Here is a 16,289-nt window from a genome sequence, read left to right as displayed (position 1 = left end):
GCGCAGTCAGTGACGTGCCGATATCCTCGGGCACCACAACATAGCTGACATCAACCGCTCCGACGATCGGTATCCCGTTGCGCAGCCATTGATAAGAGAATTCCCCGATCCCATCCGCGTCTGACAACCCCGAAGGGTCCACTGTCAGGGTATTCCCGGCGAAGGCCTCTCCTTCTATGGTAACCGTCCCCTGAGGTGGAACGTTCTCGGCTACATCCCGGATGAAAATCTCGAACGATTTTGACGTGGACGAATCCTCAAAGGCGATGCCATTGAACGATACGTTCAGAAAGAGGCTTTCTTGCCCCTCGTCGAGATCATCGAGAACAGCAGACATTGAAAATGACTCGATAGTCACGTCCTCTGGAGGATTGATGCTGAAGAATATTGCTTCGCTGTTGCCGGTCCCCACGAAATCGCTTGTATCAGCAGTGCCCCCGACTGTTGAAAACGAGTATGTATAACTCGCGGATACAAAAGTGGCATCATTGAAAACGATTTGAAAGTCCAGGGTCTGACCTTCAAAAACTGTAAATCCATCTGGAGATTCAAGCGAAGCAAATGCCATTTTTCTCACCCGCGTTAAGATTCGATTGTTCACACCACTCGTGTGGGTGGGCTCATCCGCCTACACTACCCTCGTTCCTGATGGTATTGAACCCTTGTGTTTGACAGCGCTGTTGCGATGGAAAAATATGCCTCCGGCTCTCTGACGCTCCCAGCCCTCTTGCCCCATCCGCGCCCCTGTCCTAGAACGCCTCTGATATATCAACCGGAGGCCGTGCCATGCTTGATCTCACCTATAAAGCCCCGAAACCACGCGTGATCGCGGGGGCCAAGCATGATTGGGAGTTGGTGATCGGGATGGAGGTGCATGCGCAGGTCGCGTCGCGCTCCAAGCTGTTTTCCGGCGCGTCCACGCAATTCGGGGCGGAACCCAATTCCAACGTCGCTTTTGTGGATGCGGCGATGCCGGGGATGTTGCCGGTGATTAACGAATTCTGCGTCGAGCAGGCGGTGCGGACGGGGCTGGGTCTCAAGGCCAAGATCAACCTCTGGTCGGCCTTTGACCGCAAGAACTATTTCTACCCCGACCTGCCGCAGGGCTATCAGATCAGCCAGCTCTATCATCCGCTGGTCGGCGAGGGCGAGATCCTTGTCGATATGGGCCCTGGCGTGGCGCGGCTGGTGCGGGTCGAGCGCATCCATATGGAACAGGACGCGGGCAAGTCGATCCATGACATGGACCCGGCGATGTCCTTTGTGGACCTGAACCGCACCGGTGTGTGCCTGATGGAAATCGTCAGCCGCCCCGATATTCGCGGGCCGGAAGAGGCCGCCGCCTATGTGACCAAGCTGCGCCAGATCCTGCGCTACCTTGGCACCTGCGACGGCAATATGCAGAACGGCAATCTGCGGGCCGATGTGAACGTGTCGATCTGCCGTCCGGGACAGTATGAGAAATACATGGAGACGCAGGATTTCAGCCACTTGGGCACGCGCTGCGAGATCAAGAACATGAACTCCATGCGCTTTATCCAGATGGCGATTGACTACGAGGCGCGCCGCCAGATCGCGATTGTCGAGGCGGGCGGCACGGTGGTGCAGGAAACCCGGCTCTATGATCCGGACAAGAACGAGACCCGCTCCATGCGTTCCAAGGAAGAGGCGCATGATTATCGCTATTTCCCCGATCCTGACCTTCTGCCACTGGAAATCGAGCAGGCTTGGGTCGATGAGATTGCCGCCAACCTGCCGGAACTGCCCGACGCGAAGAAGGCGCGGTTCGTGTTGGAATTTGGGCTATCGGAATATGACGCCTCTGTGCTGACGGCCGATCTCGCCAATGCCGCCTATTTCGAGGCGGTCGCGGCGGGCGCGGGCGATGGCAAGCTGGCGGCGAATTGGGTGATCAACGAGCTCTTTGGTCGGCTCAAGAAAGAGGATCATTCGATCGAGGATAGCCCGGTAAGCCCGGCGCAATTGGCCGGTATCGTCCGGCTGATCAAGTCTGACGCCATTTCCGGCAAGATCGCCAAGGACCTCTTCGAGATTGTCTATACCGAAGGCGGCGACCCTGAAGAGATCGTCGAGGCGCGCGGCATGAAGCAGGTGACGGATACCGGCGCGATTGAGCAGGCTGTGGCCGAGATCATTGCCGCCAACCCCGCACAGGTGGAAAAGGCGCAGGCCAACCCCAAACTCGCGGGCTGGTTCGTGGGGCAGGTGATGAAAGCCACCGGCGGCAAGGCGAATCCCAAGGCGGTCAATGACATCGTGATGGCGAAGCTGGGGCTGTAACGTGCCCGGCCCTGGATGATCCGGGGTGTCAAACGCAGTCTGGATTTGAAAACCCTACGGATTTCCTTAATCTCGCCCAACCGAGGGGCGAGAATCAGGGAGAGTGCGATGGGCTGGATGAAGGAGGAGACCGGGCTTGAGAAATGCGCCGCGAATTTCGTGGCGCTGACGCCTCTGTCGCATCTGAGGCGCGCGGCGCATCTCTTTCCCACCCGCGAGGCGCTGATTTATCGCGACACGCGGCGGACCTATGCAGAGTATCACGCGCGTGTGTCGCGGCTTGCCTCGGCGCTGGTCAAGCTGGGGATCGAGCCCGGCGATGTGGTGGCCACCCTTCTGCCTAATATCCCCGCCCATTGCGAGGCGCATTTCGGGGTGCCCGCCTGTGGCGCGGTGCTGAATGCGATCAACACCCGGCTCGAGGCCGATACCATCGCCTATATTCTTGATCATGGCGGCGCGCGCGTCGTGCTCTGCGATCCGCAATTTCTGCCCACGCTGGCGCAGGCCATCGACCTGATGGAGGGACCGCCTCCCGGCGTTGTCGAGGTGGCCGATGATGCGGCGGGGGTGCATGCCCACGGGCATTACATGGAATATGAGGAACTGCTGGCCTCTGGCGATCCCGATTTCCCCTGGATCATGCCCGAGGATGAATGGGAGAGCCTCGCGCTCAATTACACCTCGGGCACCACGGGGCGGCCCAAGGGCGTGGTCTATCACCATCGCGGCGCGTATCTGATGACCATGGGCACGGTGGTGAGTTGGGATTTGCCGCGCTATCCGACCTATCTGACGATCGTGCCACTCTTCCACTGCAACAACTGGAACCACGTCTGGCTGATGCCCATGCTGGGGGCGACCCTTGTCTGCTGCCGTGATATCACTGCCAAGGCGATTTACGATGCGATTGCAGACGAGGGGGTCACGCATTTCGGCGGTGCGCCCATCGTGCTCAACATGATCGTCAACGCCAAGGACAGCGAGCGGCGCAGGTTCGACCATATCGTCGACGTCTTCACCGCCGGTGCGCCGCCGCCTGCCGCGACCCTGGCCGCAATCGAGCCGTTGGGATTCAAGGTGACGCAGGTTTATGGTCTGACCGAGACCTATGGCCATGTTACCGAATGTCTCTGGCAAGAGGCTTGGGATGACCTGCCCGATGACGAGCGATATTCGATCAAGGCGCGCACAGGGGTTCTTATGCCGATGATGGAGGACATCACCGCGATGGACCCGGAAACGATGACTCAGATCCCAATGGATGGCGAGAGCCTCGGCGAAATCATGATCCGGGGCAATTCGGTGATGAAAGGCTATCTCAAGAACCCGGCCGCCACCGAAGAGGCGTTTCACGGCGGCTATTTCCATTCGGGGGATATCGCGTTCCAGCATCCTGACGGCTATCTCAAGATTGCGGACCGAGCCAAGGACATCATCATCTCGGGCGGCGAGAATATTTCTTCGGTCGAGGTCGAAGGTGTGTTGATGCGCCATCCCGCCGTCATGCTCTGTGCCGTGGTGGCCAAGCCGGATGAGAAATGGGGCGAGGTGCCGTGTGCCTTTGTCGAGTTGAAGGATGGGGTCACGGTCAGTGAGGCCGAATTGATTGCCTTTGCCCGCGAACGGTTGGCGAGTTTCAAGACGCCAAAAGCGGTTGTATTTCAAGAGCTTCCCAAGACAGCGACCGGAAAGATTCAGAAATTCGAACTGCGGCAGAGCGCCCGCGCGCTCTGATCCGCCGCGTCACTCGTCACGCGCGCGCCATTCCCTCACGCGCAGGACGGCATTGGCCCCGATCTCTCGCAGCGGTTGGGGGGGCAGGCGTTTGGGCTCTGCCTCTGCGGTGAAATGGCGGGTAATCTCGGTTGAGAGGCCTGCCGCGAGTTCTGCTGCGCCCATTCCTGTCAGGGTGCCGCGCGCGGTGCCGAGGCCGTTTTGCACGCAACCGGAGAAAAGCCCCGGTTCAATCTCGCGCATAACGGCAACTCCATTGAGGCTGAGGCAGAGATGTCCGGCCCATGCGTGCTCCATTCGCATGCCTGCAAGCTTCGGAAATCGTTGATCAAATTTACGCTGCATGGTGCAAGAAGCGCGGGCAAGATCGGCCTTGGTGGCGCGCATGTCGGGGCGCAGGGCGGCGCAGGTGCGGGTGACGATGCGGTTGCCGCCCTGGGCGGTGTCGATGCGGCGCAGGGTGGTGCCCATGGGGTCAGAGGGGGTGACGCCCCAACGGGTGTGGCCGCCCAGCCGTGCCAGCGTGTCGCGGTCCAGATCAGGGGTCATGGTGGCGAAGAGAAAGAGCTGCATCAACCGTCCGCGCGCGATGCCAAAGCTCTCTAGATGGCCATTGACGGTCAGGATCACCTTGCCTGTGGAGATCTGGCCATACGGTGTTTTGACCTGCCAAGCGTCGCCTTGGCGGGTGAATTCAGTCACCGGGCTTTGCTCAAAAACCGTTACACCTGAACGGCTTAGACCAGATGCGAGCCCTCGGATATAGCCTGCGGGCTGGAGCATCACCGTGCCGGGGGTATAGAGGCCCGAGCGGTAATGCGCGCTACCGGTCAGCTCTTGCATGGCTTTGGCGTCGAGCATTTCGGAGGTCTCGCCAAGACTGGCGAGATGGCGCGCGTAGCTCTGGTTATGCGCATGGGCGGTTTCGCTCGCGGCACCGTTCACCTTGCCCGCCGGATCAAAGAAGGCGGGGGCGATGTCATAGTCCTCGACGGCGGTTCTCGCAAAGGTGCACGCCGTACGATTGAGCGCGATGAGCGTACGGTCATCGCCCGTGCCTGCGTAGTCTTCCGAGGTCAACTCGTGCGGCAGGTCGATCATGAAGCCAGAGTTGCGCCCCGCCGCGCCTTCGGCAATGCGGCCTGCGTCCAGAATCACGACCCGCGCGCCGGGCATAATCTGTGTTAGCCGGCGTGCCGCCGACAACCCGGCAAAGCCCGCGCCGATGATGACGACATTGGCGGTCTTGTTTCCCTCCAGCCGGGGATACGCGTCCTGCGGCGGCAGGATCGCGTTCCAGGCGGCGGGGCCCAGATGGGCGGGCAGGGTGCGGGCGGTGTAGCGTGTCAATCCACCGCCTCATCCGCGTCATCGGCCAGATCAAGCCAGATGGTTTTCAACTGGGTGTATTGGTCGTGGGCGTGGATGCTGTTGTCGCGCCCGCCAAAACCCGACTGCTTGTAACCGCCAAAGGGTGTGGTGATATCGCCCTCGCCAAAGCTGTTGACGGTCACAGTGCCCGCGCGCAGCATCCGCGCGCCCCGGATTGCCCGTTTGGCATTGGCGGTAAAGAGCGCGGCGCAGAGACCGTAGTCGGTGTCATTGGCAACAGAGATCGCCTCGTCAAAGCTGCCGACCTCGATCACGGTCAGGACCGGGCCAAAGATCTCCTCGCGCGCGAGCGGGTGATCGTTCCCAGGCACGGAAACGATCGTCGGCTCGACAAACCCATTCTCGGCCTTGCCGCCCAAGAGGATCGTGTCTGCCTGATCGAGATAGCCGCAAACCTTGGCATAATGCCCTTTGCTGACCAGAGCGCCAATGCGCGTTTCAGGATCGAGCGGGTCGCCCACCACCCATGCGCGGGCATGGGCGGTGATGCGGGCCAAGAGATCGTCCTTGATGGCGCGGTGCACGATCAGCCGCGAGCTGGCCGAGCAGTTTTCGCCCATGTTCCAGAACGCGCCGTTGACGATATGTGCCGCGACCCGGTCGAGGTTCTCGGCATCGTCCATGACGATGGCCGGATTCTTGCCACCCATTTCCAGCACCACCTCTTTGGCGTTGCTGTCGGCGGAGTAGCGCAAGAAGCGTTTGCCGGTTTCGGTCGAGCCGGTAAAGCTGACCATGTCCACATCCATGTGACGGCCCAAGGGTTCGCCCACCTCTGGCCCAGTGCCGGGCAGGACATTGAGCACACCGCGCGGCACACCGGCCTCATGGGCCAGTTCGGCGATACGCAGCGCGGTGAGCGAGGTTTCCTCGGCGGGTTTGAGAACCACGGAACAGCCAGCGGCCAAGGCCGGGCCGATCTTCCATGCCAGCATCAGCAGGGGGAAATTCCACGGCAGCACGAGGCCCACGACGCCAATCGGCTCGCGCAGGACCATGGCGATGTGGTTGTCAGAGGCGGGCGAGACCTGATCATAAATCTTGTCGATCAACTCGGCGTGCCATTTGAGGCAGTTGACGGTTTCGGGCAGGTCCACGGTTTCGCAGTCATAGATGGTCTTGCCGGAATCGAGGCTCTCCATCACCGCCAATTCACGGGCGTTGCGGGTGATCAGCTTGGCCAGCCGGATCAGAACCGCCTTGCGCTCGGACGGGTGCAGGCGTGACCAGCGGCCGTCGTCAAAGGCGGCGCGCGCCTTGGTGACGGCAAGCTCTACGTCTTCGGCCCCGCAGGCGGCAATCTCTGCCAAGGTCGCGCCGGTGGCGGGATTTACACTGGCAAATGTCTTGCCCGAAATGGCCGGGCGAGACCTGCCGTCGATAAAGGCGCCGGTGGGAAAGTCGAGCGTGGCGGCGATGGCCGCATAGTCGTCGCGTGTCAGCAAAGCCATGATCAGCCCTCCGCCGTGATGGTTGCAATGGTGGTTTTGAGAACGCGCACGACCTGTTCCAAGGCGCGTTTGTCGTCCTTGTTCAGCCCTTTGAGCGGTGCGCGCATGATGCCTGCGTCGATGCCGGTCATGGTCACGCCATGCTTGATGGTCTGGATGAATTTACCGCCCTGTTCCAGCACATGCATCAGTGGCAGCATGGCCGACATGATGCGTCGTCCCTTGGCAAAATTCCCCTCGACCACGCAGGCGTTGTAGAGCGCGATATGCTCGTGTGGCAGAAAGTTGGAGCCACCGCAGACCCAGAAGGGCGCGCCCCATGCAAAGAATTCCAGCGCCTGATCGTCCATGCCGCAGCCAAGCTGGATGTGCGGATAGTCGCGCGCCAATAGGTGTACGCGGTTGATATCGCCCGAGCTTTCCTTGATGCCGCAGAAATTGCGGCTGCGCCCGACGCGGTCTAGAAATTCCTCGCCCATCATCGTGCCGGTGCGACCGGGATAATTATAGAGCATCACCGGCAGGTTCGCGGCGCGGTCGATAGCGAGCGCATTCAGCGCATTCTCGCGATCCGTGGGCACCGCATAGGGCGGGCTGGCCAAGAGGATCACATCGGCACCGATGTCGCGTGCGGCTTGCGCCAGAGCGATGGAATCATCGGTCAGCATCGCGCCGGTGCCTATGACAAGCGGCACGCGCCCCTTGATGCAGGCATGGGCGAAACGCGCGAGATCGACGCGTTCCTGAACGGTCTGGGCGTAATTCTCGCCGGTGGAGCCGCCCGAGATGATGCCATGCACCCCCGCCGCGATCAGATGTTCGATCACGTCTGAGAGGGCGTCATGGTTGACCGATCCATCGGCGTTATAGGGTGTGATGACGGGGGTATAGATCCCGTCGAACCTGAATATCGGGGTCATGGCGGTCCTCATGCGGGGGTGGAGCGGGCAAGATTGCCCATAGGCACATCGAGTGCCGCAGGCATCACGAAGCGTTCGATCTGGTTGCGCGACAGGTTCCAGTGATCTTCGGCCAATTGCGCGGCGGTGGCCTCGTCACGCGCTGCGATGGCGTCGATGATGGCATCATGCTGCGCGCTGGCCTCAGAAAGGTTTTCCACCATCTCGGAGGTCTGGGGCTGGTAGAAGGTCATGCCGATGCGGGCATGGTCGATCAGCAGGCGCTGGAACGAGGGCAGGAGAAAGACATTGCCCGCCATCTCGCCGGTGATCTCGTGAAAGCGGGTGTTGGCGAGGGTCCGCTCGGCGGGGGTGCCGCTGCGCAGGGCCGCGCGAAATGCGTCCTGTGCGGCGCGCAGGGCGGCGACCTGAAGCTCTGAGGCGTTGCGTGCGGCAAGCCGGAGGATGGCGCCATAGATCATCGGGGCCGCCAGAAAGAAATCGCGCAGGGTGGTGTGCGAGAGGTCCGAGACGCGCGGGCCGCGATTGTCACGCAGGTCGATATAGCCAAGCCCGGCCAATTCGCGAAACACCTCACGCACGGGCGTACGGGAGAGGCCAAAATTGGTGCAGAGCGCCACTTCATCAAGATCCTCGCCGGGGCGCAAGACGGTGGTGAGCACCGATTCCTTGAGATGCGCGGCGAGGGCGGATTTGCGATCCTTCGCGGCCATTGGGGGCTCCTTTTGGGGACTGTGGGTTGGATTTACTAAATACAAACTGTATACGCAAGAAATTTATATTGTGTAATTGAAAAATTCATCCCATAGAGAACCAGTCACAGCCGATGGGCCCGCCATGTCTGACACGCAGCATTTCGCCTTTGTTCTGGTCGAGGAATTCTCGCATCTGGCGTTTTCCTGCGCGGTCGAGCCGTTGCGCATCGCCAACCTGATCAGTGGCAAGGCGCTCTATCGCTGGTCCTTTCTGTCTGAGGGTGGTGCGCAGGCGACCTGTTCCAACGGGTCTGTGACGCTTGTGCATCAGGGATTCGAAAGCGTGCCGCCCTGCGACCTGCTGTTCGTGCTGTCGGGGATCAACATGCGGGCGCATGGCACGCGTCGGTTGCAGACCCTGCTGCGGCGCGCCCATCGGCATGGAACGCCGATTGGGGCGCTCTGTTCAGGGGCGTGGATTCTAGCGGAGGCAGGGTTTCTGAATGGCATGAAAACCGCGATCCACTGGGATTATCACGATGCCTTTATGGAGCGGTTTCCCGAGGTCAATCTGGTGCGCAACGTCTTTGTCGCGGATGAGCGGCACATGACCGCCTCGGGCGGGACGGCGACGGCGGATCTGATGCTGCACCTCATCGAGCGCGATCACGGCTATGATCTGTCCGTCGCGGTGGCCGATCAGATGGTCTATGCCTCGGTCCGCGAGGCAAGCGTGGCGCAGCGCATTTCATTGCAATCGCGCAATGGCATCCGCAATGCCCATCTGAGCAAGGCGATTGCCCGGATGCGTGAGACGGTCGAAGACCCGCTCAGCCCGGCGGAAATCGCGTCGGAGCTTTGCATTTCCACCCGGCAGTTGGAGCGACTGTTTGGTAAGTGTCTGAACACCTCCCCCAAGAAATTCTTTATGGATCTGCGTCTGGATCGGGCGCGTCATCTGTTGATTCAGTCTGAGGCCTCGGTGGTGGAAATCGCCATTGCCTGCGGATTCGAGAGCCCTGGCCATTTTTCGCGGGTTTACAAATCCGCCTATGGTGTCACTCCTATGCAGCAACGCGGGCGTTTGAGTTGACGGGATGTGCCCGGCCCGGGGAACAGGACGGCGCAGGCCATGAAGATCGAAAACCGCACCTTTGACGAGTTGCAGATCGGCGAGAGCCAGAGCCTTCGGCGGCTCTGCACGCAGGATGATCTGCTGGTGTTTGCCAATGTCTCGGGCAATCACAACCCGATGCATCTCTATGATCTCGACGGCGATGGCGATGGTCAGCCAGAGGCCTTCGTGCCGGGGATGTTTCTGGGATCGCTGGTGTCTGCTGTGCTGGGAAATCTCTTGCCGGGGGCGGGGACGCTCTACCGCGCGCAGAGTCTTGTGTTCCATAATCATGCCCATGCGGGGGATGAATTGGAGAGTCGGGTCACGGTGACGGACAAATCCGAGAAAGATTTTACCGTCACCCTGGCGACCGAGGTGCGCCGTCTGCGGGATGACGCGCTGATCGTGTCTGGCGTGGCGGTGGTCGAGGCACCGCGCCGCAAACTGAACTATTCGAGCCACGATTTGCCGGGATTGATTGTGCAGCGGCATCGGCATTTCGAGAAACTGCTCAAGCAAGCGGAGCCTTTGGCAGCGCTGGTCACAGCGGTCGTCAGTCCCGAAGAGCCGAATTCCCTAGGCGGCGCGCTCTTGGCGCGGGCGCATACATTGATCGAGCCGATCCTGATTGGTGATCCGGGACGAATTGCAACGGCGGCGGTGACACTGGGCGCTGATCTGACGGGACTCGAGATCATCGCGGAAGCCGACCCCGAAGCCGCCGCGCGGCGTGCCGTGGCGCTGGTGCATGCGGGGCGGGCCGGGGCGCTGATGAAGGGGCATCTGCACACCGATCAACTGTTGCGCGCCGTTCTGGACAAGGCGCTTGGCCTGCGCGCCGGGCGGCGGTTGACCCATATCTTTGTGATGGATGTGCCGGGGCTGGCGCATCTCTTGATGGTCACGGATGCGGCCATTAACATTGCCCCCGACCTCCGCACCAAGGTCGATATCGTGCAGAACGCGATTGATCTCGCCCTCAGCCTCGGGATCGAATTGCCCAAGGTCGGCGTGCTCTCGGCGGTCGAGACGGTCAATCCCGATATGCCGTCGTCGATGGATGCCGCGCTCTTGTCCAAGATGGCGGAGCGCGGGCAGATCACTGGCGGGTTGGTCGATGGTCCGCTGGCGATGGACAATGCGGTCGATATTGCGGCGGCGCGCATCAAGGGGATTTCCTCGGCTGTGGCGGGGCGCGCGGATATTCTGGTCGTGCCCAATCTCGATGCGGGCAATATGCTGGCCAAGCAATTGACCTATCTTGCCCATGCCGAGGCGGCGGGGCTGGTGCTGGGCGCGCGGGTGCCGATCATTCTCAATTCGCGGGCGGATGATGATATGGCGCGGCTGGCCTCCTGCGCCGTGGCGGCGCTTTATCAGGCGAGAGGCATGCGGCAGGGCTAAGGCCCTCAGCCCACCTGTGCAGGCAACCAGACGGTGAATTCCGCGCCGCCCTCGGGGCGGTTGCGGGCTGTGATGAGGCCGCCCGCCTGTCGGATCAGGGTCTGGCTGACCGAGAGGCCAAGCCCCGTGCCCTCGCCCTGTTTGGTGGTGAAAAACGGGTCGAACACCAGCGCCAGCTTGTCCTCGGGGATGCCGGGCCCGCTGTCGGCCACGATCAGCGCGGCGCCCGGATGCCCCTCGCGAGACTCGGCGTGTGTTGTCACGGCCAGCCGTCCCCCCGTCTTCATGGCTTGAGCCGCATTGGTCACGAGGTTGATGATCACCTGCTGCAATTCGCCCGGATTGATCCGCACCAGCGGCGTGTCGGGCTGCGCGTCGATCACCACCGTGACGCCCGCCTTGGCAACAACGTGATCGACCAGCACAAGGCAATCGCGCAGGACCGAGGCAATCTCGACATCTTCCTCGAAGGTGCCGAATTCGCCGGGGCGCGCGAATTGCAAGAGCTTGCCGACGATCGCGCTGATCCGCCCGACTTGCCGGTCGATGAGGTCAAGTTCGGTGATGACGGGCAAGGACCCGGCGCCAAGTGTCTGGCGGATCACATCGAGATTGCCCTGAATGACCGCTGCGGGGTTGTTGATTTCATGCGCGACGCCTGCCGTGATTTCGCCGATGGAGGCGAGCTTTTCGGACATCACCAATTGCTGATAGGTGATCTCGAGCTTGGCATTGGCCTCGCGCAACTCGGCTGTGCGCGCCTCGACGCGGGCATTGAGCGCGTCGTTCCATGCGCGCAGGGCGCGGTCGCGTTCCTGCACCTGATCGAGCAGGCTGTCGAGATGGGCGGCCACGGTGCCAATTTCATCACGCGCGGCGACGGGACCGATACGGGCGTCGAGATGCCCGGCCTCGACCCGTTCCATGGTCCGCGTCATCCGTTCGAGCGGGGCAAAGATGGTGCGCGCGAGACGCAGAAAGAGGGGGGCGCTGACGGCGAGAACGATCAGAAAGGCCGCGAGAACCAGCAGGTAGGCATTGCGCTTGGCCGCATCAAAGGGTGCCTGAAGAAAGCCGACGTAAAGCATGCCGACCCGGTCCCCAAAGCTGTCGATGAGGGGCTGGTAGGCCGAGATATACCAGTCATTGACCACAAAGGCGCTATCGAGCCAAGTCTGCCCTTCGTCCAGAACCGTGCCCCGGACCGCGGCTGACACCCGCGTTCCAAGCGCGCGCTCATCCGCAAAGAGCCGCACATTGGTTGAGATGCGCACATCCTCGAGAAAGAGTGTCGCGGTGCCCTGCCGGTCGCCTGTTCGTCCCGTGTCGCGGTAGACCAGAGCATTGATGGTGTCGATGAAATCAAGGTTACGATTCAGCAGAATCCCGCCCACCAGAATGCCCTCTCGCCCGCGCGTGCTGACCGGTGTGGCGGTGTGAACGACCATGCCACGATCCTCAACCCTGCGGTTGGTGGGGACGGCAGCGCGGGTCGAGACCAATGGCACCACGGCGCGGGTGGCGAGGCTTTGGCCGGTGTCGGGCAGGTTTTCCAGATCGCGGGATGAAAAAATGTCAATCTCTGTGGCCGGGCGACCCTTGGCGGCCGTGTCGATCACCGGCCAGTCGACCCCGCGTCGCCGCGCCTCGGGCAGGGGCAGGTAATAGAGGAAATCAAGCCCGAGACTGCGTCGGTTCGTGTCGAGAAACGCCGACATGTCTGCCGGATCACCTTGTGCCACCGCGTCAAAGTTGAGCGAGCGCGCGAGAGCGGTCACTTCGGTGCCCGTGGTGGTGAGGATGCGTTGCAGATACTGATTGGCGATGCGCAGATCGCTGGTGACATTGGTGATCAGCAGGCTGTCGTAATTGGCGGACCAGCGATTGATCGCCACCAGCAAGAGGAGCGGCATCAGAACCACCAGCGGCAGAAGTGCCAAGATCAGCAATCGCAGCCGGACGGATGTCATATGCAAATCGGGCCCCTGTTCAGGAGCCCGACTTTAGGTCAATCATGCAGGTCGCGCAATCGCGCTTGGCCGCTGACGGATCAGTTCCAGCCGACCTGATTGAAGATCGCCTGAGCCGCGGCCGCATTGGCGCCAAAGGAGGCGGTGGGCGTGGTGCTGTCCGGCTTGAATTCGCCCAGCTCTTTCACATGCTCACCGATATCGACACCGGCGAGGACCGGGAATTCGTTGTTGGCATTGGCGAATTGCGCCTGCGCGGTCTCGCTGGCGAGGAACTCAAGCAGAGCGATCGCCTCGTCCGGGTTCGGCGCATGGGCGGTGATGCCGGCCGCCACGAGGTTCATATGCGCGCCGCGGTCGTCCTGGTTCGGCCAGACCCAGCCAATGCCGTCGATGCCGCTGGTCAGCCCGTCCACATCACCGGCGAGGCCGCGGGCAAAGTAATAGGTGTTCGACACGGCGATGTCGCATTCCCCCGAGACGATGCCGCGCAGTTGGTCAGTGTCGCCCCCTTCGGGCGCGCGCGCCATGTTGGCGACGATGCCCTCGGCCCAATCCTTGGCCACTTCCTCGCCATGTACTTCGATGATCGAGGCCAGCAGCGACTGGTTGTAGACATTCGACGAGGAGCGGATGCAGATCTGACCCTTGTATTTCGGATCGGCCAGCTCTTCATAGGTCTGGGGCGGGGCGTCGACCCGGTCCTTGGCATAAAAAATGATGCGCGAGCGCTGCGAGAGGCCGGTCCAGAGATTGTCCGGGTGGCGCAGGTTGGCCGCGACATTGGTCTCGATCAGGTCGGAGTCGAAAGGCTGCAACAGACCCTCGTCCACAGCACGCGAGATATTGCCCACGTCCACGGTCATGAACACATCCGCCGGGCTATTCGCGCCCTCGGCTTTCATGCGCTCGATCAGTTCGGCTTCCTTGCCCTCGATCCGGTTGATCTTGATGCCGGTTTCTTCGGTGAAGGCGTCGTAGAGCGCATTGTCCGAATCGTAATGCCGGCTGGAATAGAGATTGACCTCTTGCGCCAGTGCGGGGGCGGTCAGGGCGAAGAGCGCAGTCACGCTCAGGGCGGCTTTGATCGGGTGCATCGAGAGTCCTTTCAAGGTATCCGAGTGATTTGATGGGGTATCTCTCGTATCTCTGACTAAAAGAGTCAATGGTAATTTCTGACAGTTTTAGTCGGATGCCGGTCCGCGCTGCCGCAAGCCGCTGCCGATCAGCGTGGTCGTGGCAAAGATCAGCGCCGCAACACAGACGATGGTCGGCCCGGTCGGCGTGTCGAAGTGAAAAGACAGCCGCAATCCGCCCAGTGCCGAGGTGCTCGCGATGAGCGTGGCGATGACCGCCATACGCTCGGGCGTGATGGCGAGGGGGCGGGCGGCAGCGGCGGGGACGATCAGCATTGCGGCGATGAGCAGCACGCCCACCACCTTGATCGCCACCGCCACCACCACTGCCAGCGCCAGGGTCAGCACAAGCTGTTCGCGGCGCGGGTCGATGCCTGCCGACCAGGCCAGATCAGGACTGAGCGTGGTGGTCAAAAGTGCTTGCCAGCGCCAGGCGAGGAGGCTGAGAACAAGCGCCGCACCGCCCCAGATCACCAGCAGATCCCCCCGGCTGACGGCCAGAATATCGCCAAAGAGATAGGCCATGAGATCAATTCGCACGCCTGAGAGGAACGACACCGCGACGAGGCCAAAGGCCAGTGCCGAATGCGCCAGAACGCCCAGCATCGTGTCCATGGCAAAGCCGCGGCCCGAGAGGGTTGAAACGGTGGTGGCCATGATCAGCGACATCGCCAGTGCGCCGACAAAGACCGACACGGAAAACGCCAGCGCCATCGCCACCCCGAGGATGGCCGCATGGGCCGTGGCATCGCCGAAATAGGCCATGCGCCGCCAGACGACAAAGCTGCCCAAGGGGGCGGCGGCCAGCGCCACGCCAAGACCTGCGAGGGCGGCGCGGACCATGAAATCATCAAGCATCATTCGGCGGCCTCGTGGCTATGAGGGTGATCGTGGGAGTGATCATGGTCATGATCATGGGCGTGGTTGTGTTCATGCCGGTAGAGCGCCAGTGCGCCTTGGGTTCCAGTGCCAAAAATCGCCCTATATTCATCAGCCTGCGCGACAACCTCGGGGTGGCCTTCGCAGCAGATGTGACCATTGAGACAGATCACCCGGTCAGACGCGCTCATCACCACATGGAGTTCGTGGCTGACCATCAGCACGCCGCACCCAAACTCGCGGCGCACCTCTTCGATGCGGCGGTAAAAGGCGGCGGAGCCGGGTTGATCGAGACCTTGTGTGGCCTCGTCGAGAATGAGCAGGTCGGGTTTTTCCAAGAGCGCGCGGGCGAGCAGAACGCGCTGGAATTGGCCCCCCGACAGGTCTGCCATCTGCCGATCCCGCAGGTCAGGCAGGCCCGCCTGATCCAATGCGGCGCGCGTTTGGTCTGCAGTATGCCGCCTTGGCAGGCCGAGAAAGCGCGTGACGGTCAGCGGCAGCGTCGGGTCGATATGCAGCTTTTGGGGCACATAGCCGATGCGCAGGCCGGGGCGGCGGATGATCTCGCCGCGTGCCGGTTTCTGTGCCCCGATGAGGGCGCGCAGGAGGGTGGATTTACCCGATCCGTTGGGGCCAACGATGGTCACGATCTCGCCCCGGTCGAGGACGAGATTGACGTCGGACAGCACGGTTGTGCGGTTGAAAGAGACGGTCAGCCCTCTGGTTTCGATCAGGCGCAATTCGCGGCCCCTTTGCAGCATTTCGGGCAGAGGCCCATCGCCTCGACCACGGCCTGTTCGATGACGAAACCCGTGTCGGCGGCGGCGCGTCCCAACATGCCCTTGGAGGGTTCGGCATGGGCCTCGGCCACCGCGTCGCATTGGCGGCAGATCAGGAAGGCCGGGGTGTGGTTCTGTCCGGGGTGGGTGCAGGCGATAAAGGCATTGAGCCGCTCGATCTTATGCGCAAAGCCATGTGTCACGAGAAAATCGAGGGCGCGGTAGACCACGGGAGGCTGAGAGCCCAACCCTTCGTCGCGCAGGATGTCGAGAATCTCATAGGCCCCCATCGCGCGGTGCTCGCTGAGCAGGATCTCCAGCACGCGGCGGCGGACGGGGGTGAATTGCAACTTGTGCTCTGCACAATGCGTCTCGACCGCCGCGATGGCGTCGCGCACGCAGCCCTTGTGGTCATGCGCTTCGAATCCGATCGTGTCCATCTGGTCCTCCAACGGGTTCACCTTGGGATCATTTTGGGGTTGATATGTTATAGGGTTACATTTATCAA

Annotated in this window: 13 protein-coding genes; 4 read left to right on the top strand and 9 right to left on the bottom strand. The window is 61.7% G+C overall.

Annotated elements, in window-relative coordinates; all coding sequences use genetic code 11:
- The first annotated feature begins 786 nt into the window (after positions 1–786).
- Together gatB and ROS217_RS18995 are read left to right on the top strand one after the other, a co-directional pair.
- Positions 787–2,301 (top strand): Asp-tRNA(Asn)/Glu-tRNA(Gln) amidotransferase subunit GatB, encoded by a 1,515-nt coding sequence (gatB, locus tag ROS217_RS19000; RefSeq protein WP_009819425.1) that lies wholly within the window; start codon positions 787–789, stop codon positions 2,299–2,301.
- Positions 2,302–2,409: 108 nt separating this feature from the next.
- Entirely contained in the window at positions 2,410–4,038 is a 1,629-nt protein-coding gene (locus ROS217_RS18995; RefSeq protein WP_009819424.1) for an AMP-binding protein, read from the top strand.
- 9 nt (positions 4,039–4,047) lie between these two features.
- On the opposite strand, the gene ROS217_RS18990 is transcribed toward ROS217_RS18995, so the two are convergent.
- The 4 genes from ROS217_RS18990 to ROS217_RS18975 are packed head-to-tail and all read right to left on the bottom strand — an operon-like array spanning position 4,048 to position 8,514.
- On the bottom strand, positions 4,048–5,388 hold the full coding sequence (locus tag ROS217_RS18990) for an NAD(P)/FAD-dependent oxidoreductase (RefSeq protein ID WP_009819423.1): 1,341 nt from the start codon (positions 5,386–5,388) through the stop codon (positions 4,048–4,050).
- Entirely contained in the window at positions 5,385–6,881 is a 1,497-nt protein-coding gene (locus tag ROS217_RS18985; RefSeq protein ID WP_009819422.1) for an aldehyde dehydrogenase, read from the bottom strand. Before ROS217_RS18985 ends, ROS217_RS18990 begins: the two co-directional genes overlap by 4 nt.
- 2 nt (positions 6,882–6,883) lie before the next feature.
- The gene (locus ROS217_RS18980; RefSeq protein ID WP_040651743.1) at positions 6,884–7,801 is read right to left on the bottom strand and encodes a dihydrodipicolinate synthase family protein; all 918 of its coding nucleotides are present in this window, start codon (positions 7,799–7,801) and stop codon (positions 6,884–6,886) included.
- Between the two features lie 8 nt (positions 7,802–7,809).
- Positions 7,810–8,514, bottom strand: a complete 705-nt coding sequence (locus tag ROS217_RS18975) for a GntR family transcriptional regulator (protein WP_009819420.1) — start codon at positions 8,512–8,514, stop codon at positions 7,810–7,812.
- 124 nt (positions 8,515–8,638) lie between these two features.
- Here ROS217_RS18975 and ROS217_RS18970 point away from each other — a divergent pair, with 124 nt between their 5' ends.
- Positions 8,639–9,589 carry a GlxA family transcriptional regulator gene (locus ROS217_RS18970; protein ID WP_009819419.1) on the top strand — a complete coding sequence of 317 codons (951 nt, stop codon included), beginning with the start codon at positions 8,639–8,641 and terminating at the stop codon, positions 9,587–9,589.
- 39 nt (positions 9,590–9,628) lie between these two features.
- Complete coding sequence (locus ROS217_RS18965; protein WP_009819418.1) at positions 9,629–11,017, top strand: bifunctional enoyl-CoA hydratase/phosphate acetyltransferase; 1,389 nt, start codon at positions 9,629–9,631, stop codon at positions 11,015–11,017.
- A gap of 5 nt (positions 11,018–11,022) precedes the next feature.
- Here ROS217_RS18965 and ROS217_RS18960 read toward each other — a convergent pair whose 3' ends face one another.
- The 5 genes from ROS217_RS18960 to ROS217_RS18940 form a co-directional block, all read right to left on the bottom strand.
- Positions 11,023–12,987 carry a sensor histidine kinase gene (locus tag ROS217_RS18960; RefSeq protein WP_009819417.1) on the bottom strand — a complete coding sequence of 655 codons (1,965 nt, stop codon included), beginning with the start codon at positions 12,985–12,987 and terminating at the stop codon, positions 11,023–11,025.
- An 80-nt stretch (positions 12,988–13,067) separates the two neighbouring features.
- Positions 13,068–14,084, bottom strand: a complete 1,017-nt coding sequence (locus ROS217_RS18955) for a Fe(3+) ABC transporter substrate-binding protein (RefSeq protein ID WP_009819416.1) — start codon at positions 14,082–14,084, stop codon at positions 13,068–13,070.
- 87 nt (positions 14,085–14,171) lie between these two features.
- Positions 14,172–14,981, bottom strand: a complete 810-nt coding sequence (locus tag ROS217_RS18950) for a metal ABC transporter permease (RefSeq protein WP_040651740.1) — start codon at positions 14,979–14,981, stop codon at positions 14,172–14,174.
- Positions 14,981–15,742 carry a metal ABC transporter ATP-binding protein gene (locus ROS217_RS18945; protein ID WP_040651738.1) on the bottom strand — a complete coding sequence of 254 codons (762 nt, stop codon included), beginning with the start codon at positions 15,740–15,742 and terminating at the stop codon, positions 14,981–14,983. The genes ROS217_RS18950 and ROS217_RS18945 overlap by 1 nt, the downstream gene beginning before the upstream one ends.
- Positions 15,733–16,221: a Fur family transcriptional regulator gene (locus ROS217_RS18940; RefSeq protein ID WP_009819413.1), complete on the bottom strand. Its 489-nt coding sequence runs from the start codon at positions 16,219–16,221 to the stop codon at positions 15,733–15,735. Before ROS217_RS18940 ends, ROS217_RS18945 begins: the two co-directional genes overlap by 10 nt.
- Positions 16,222–16,289 lie beyond the last annotated feature (68 nt).

This window comes from Roseovarius sp. 217 (assembly GCF_000152845.1).
In the GTDB taxonomy this organism is placed as follows: domain Bacteria; phylum Pseudomonadota; class Alphaproteobacteria; order Rhodobacterales; family Rhodobacteraceae; genus Roseovarius.
Note: the sequence above shows the minus strand (reverse complement) of the source record. Positions and strands in the feature narration are given on the sequence as shown.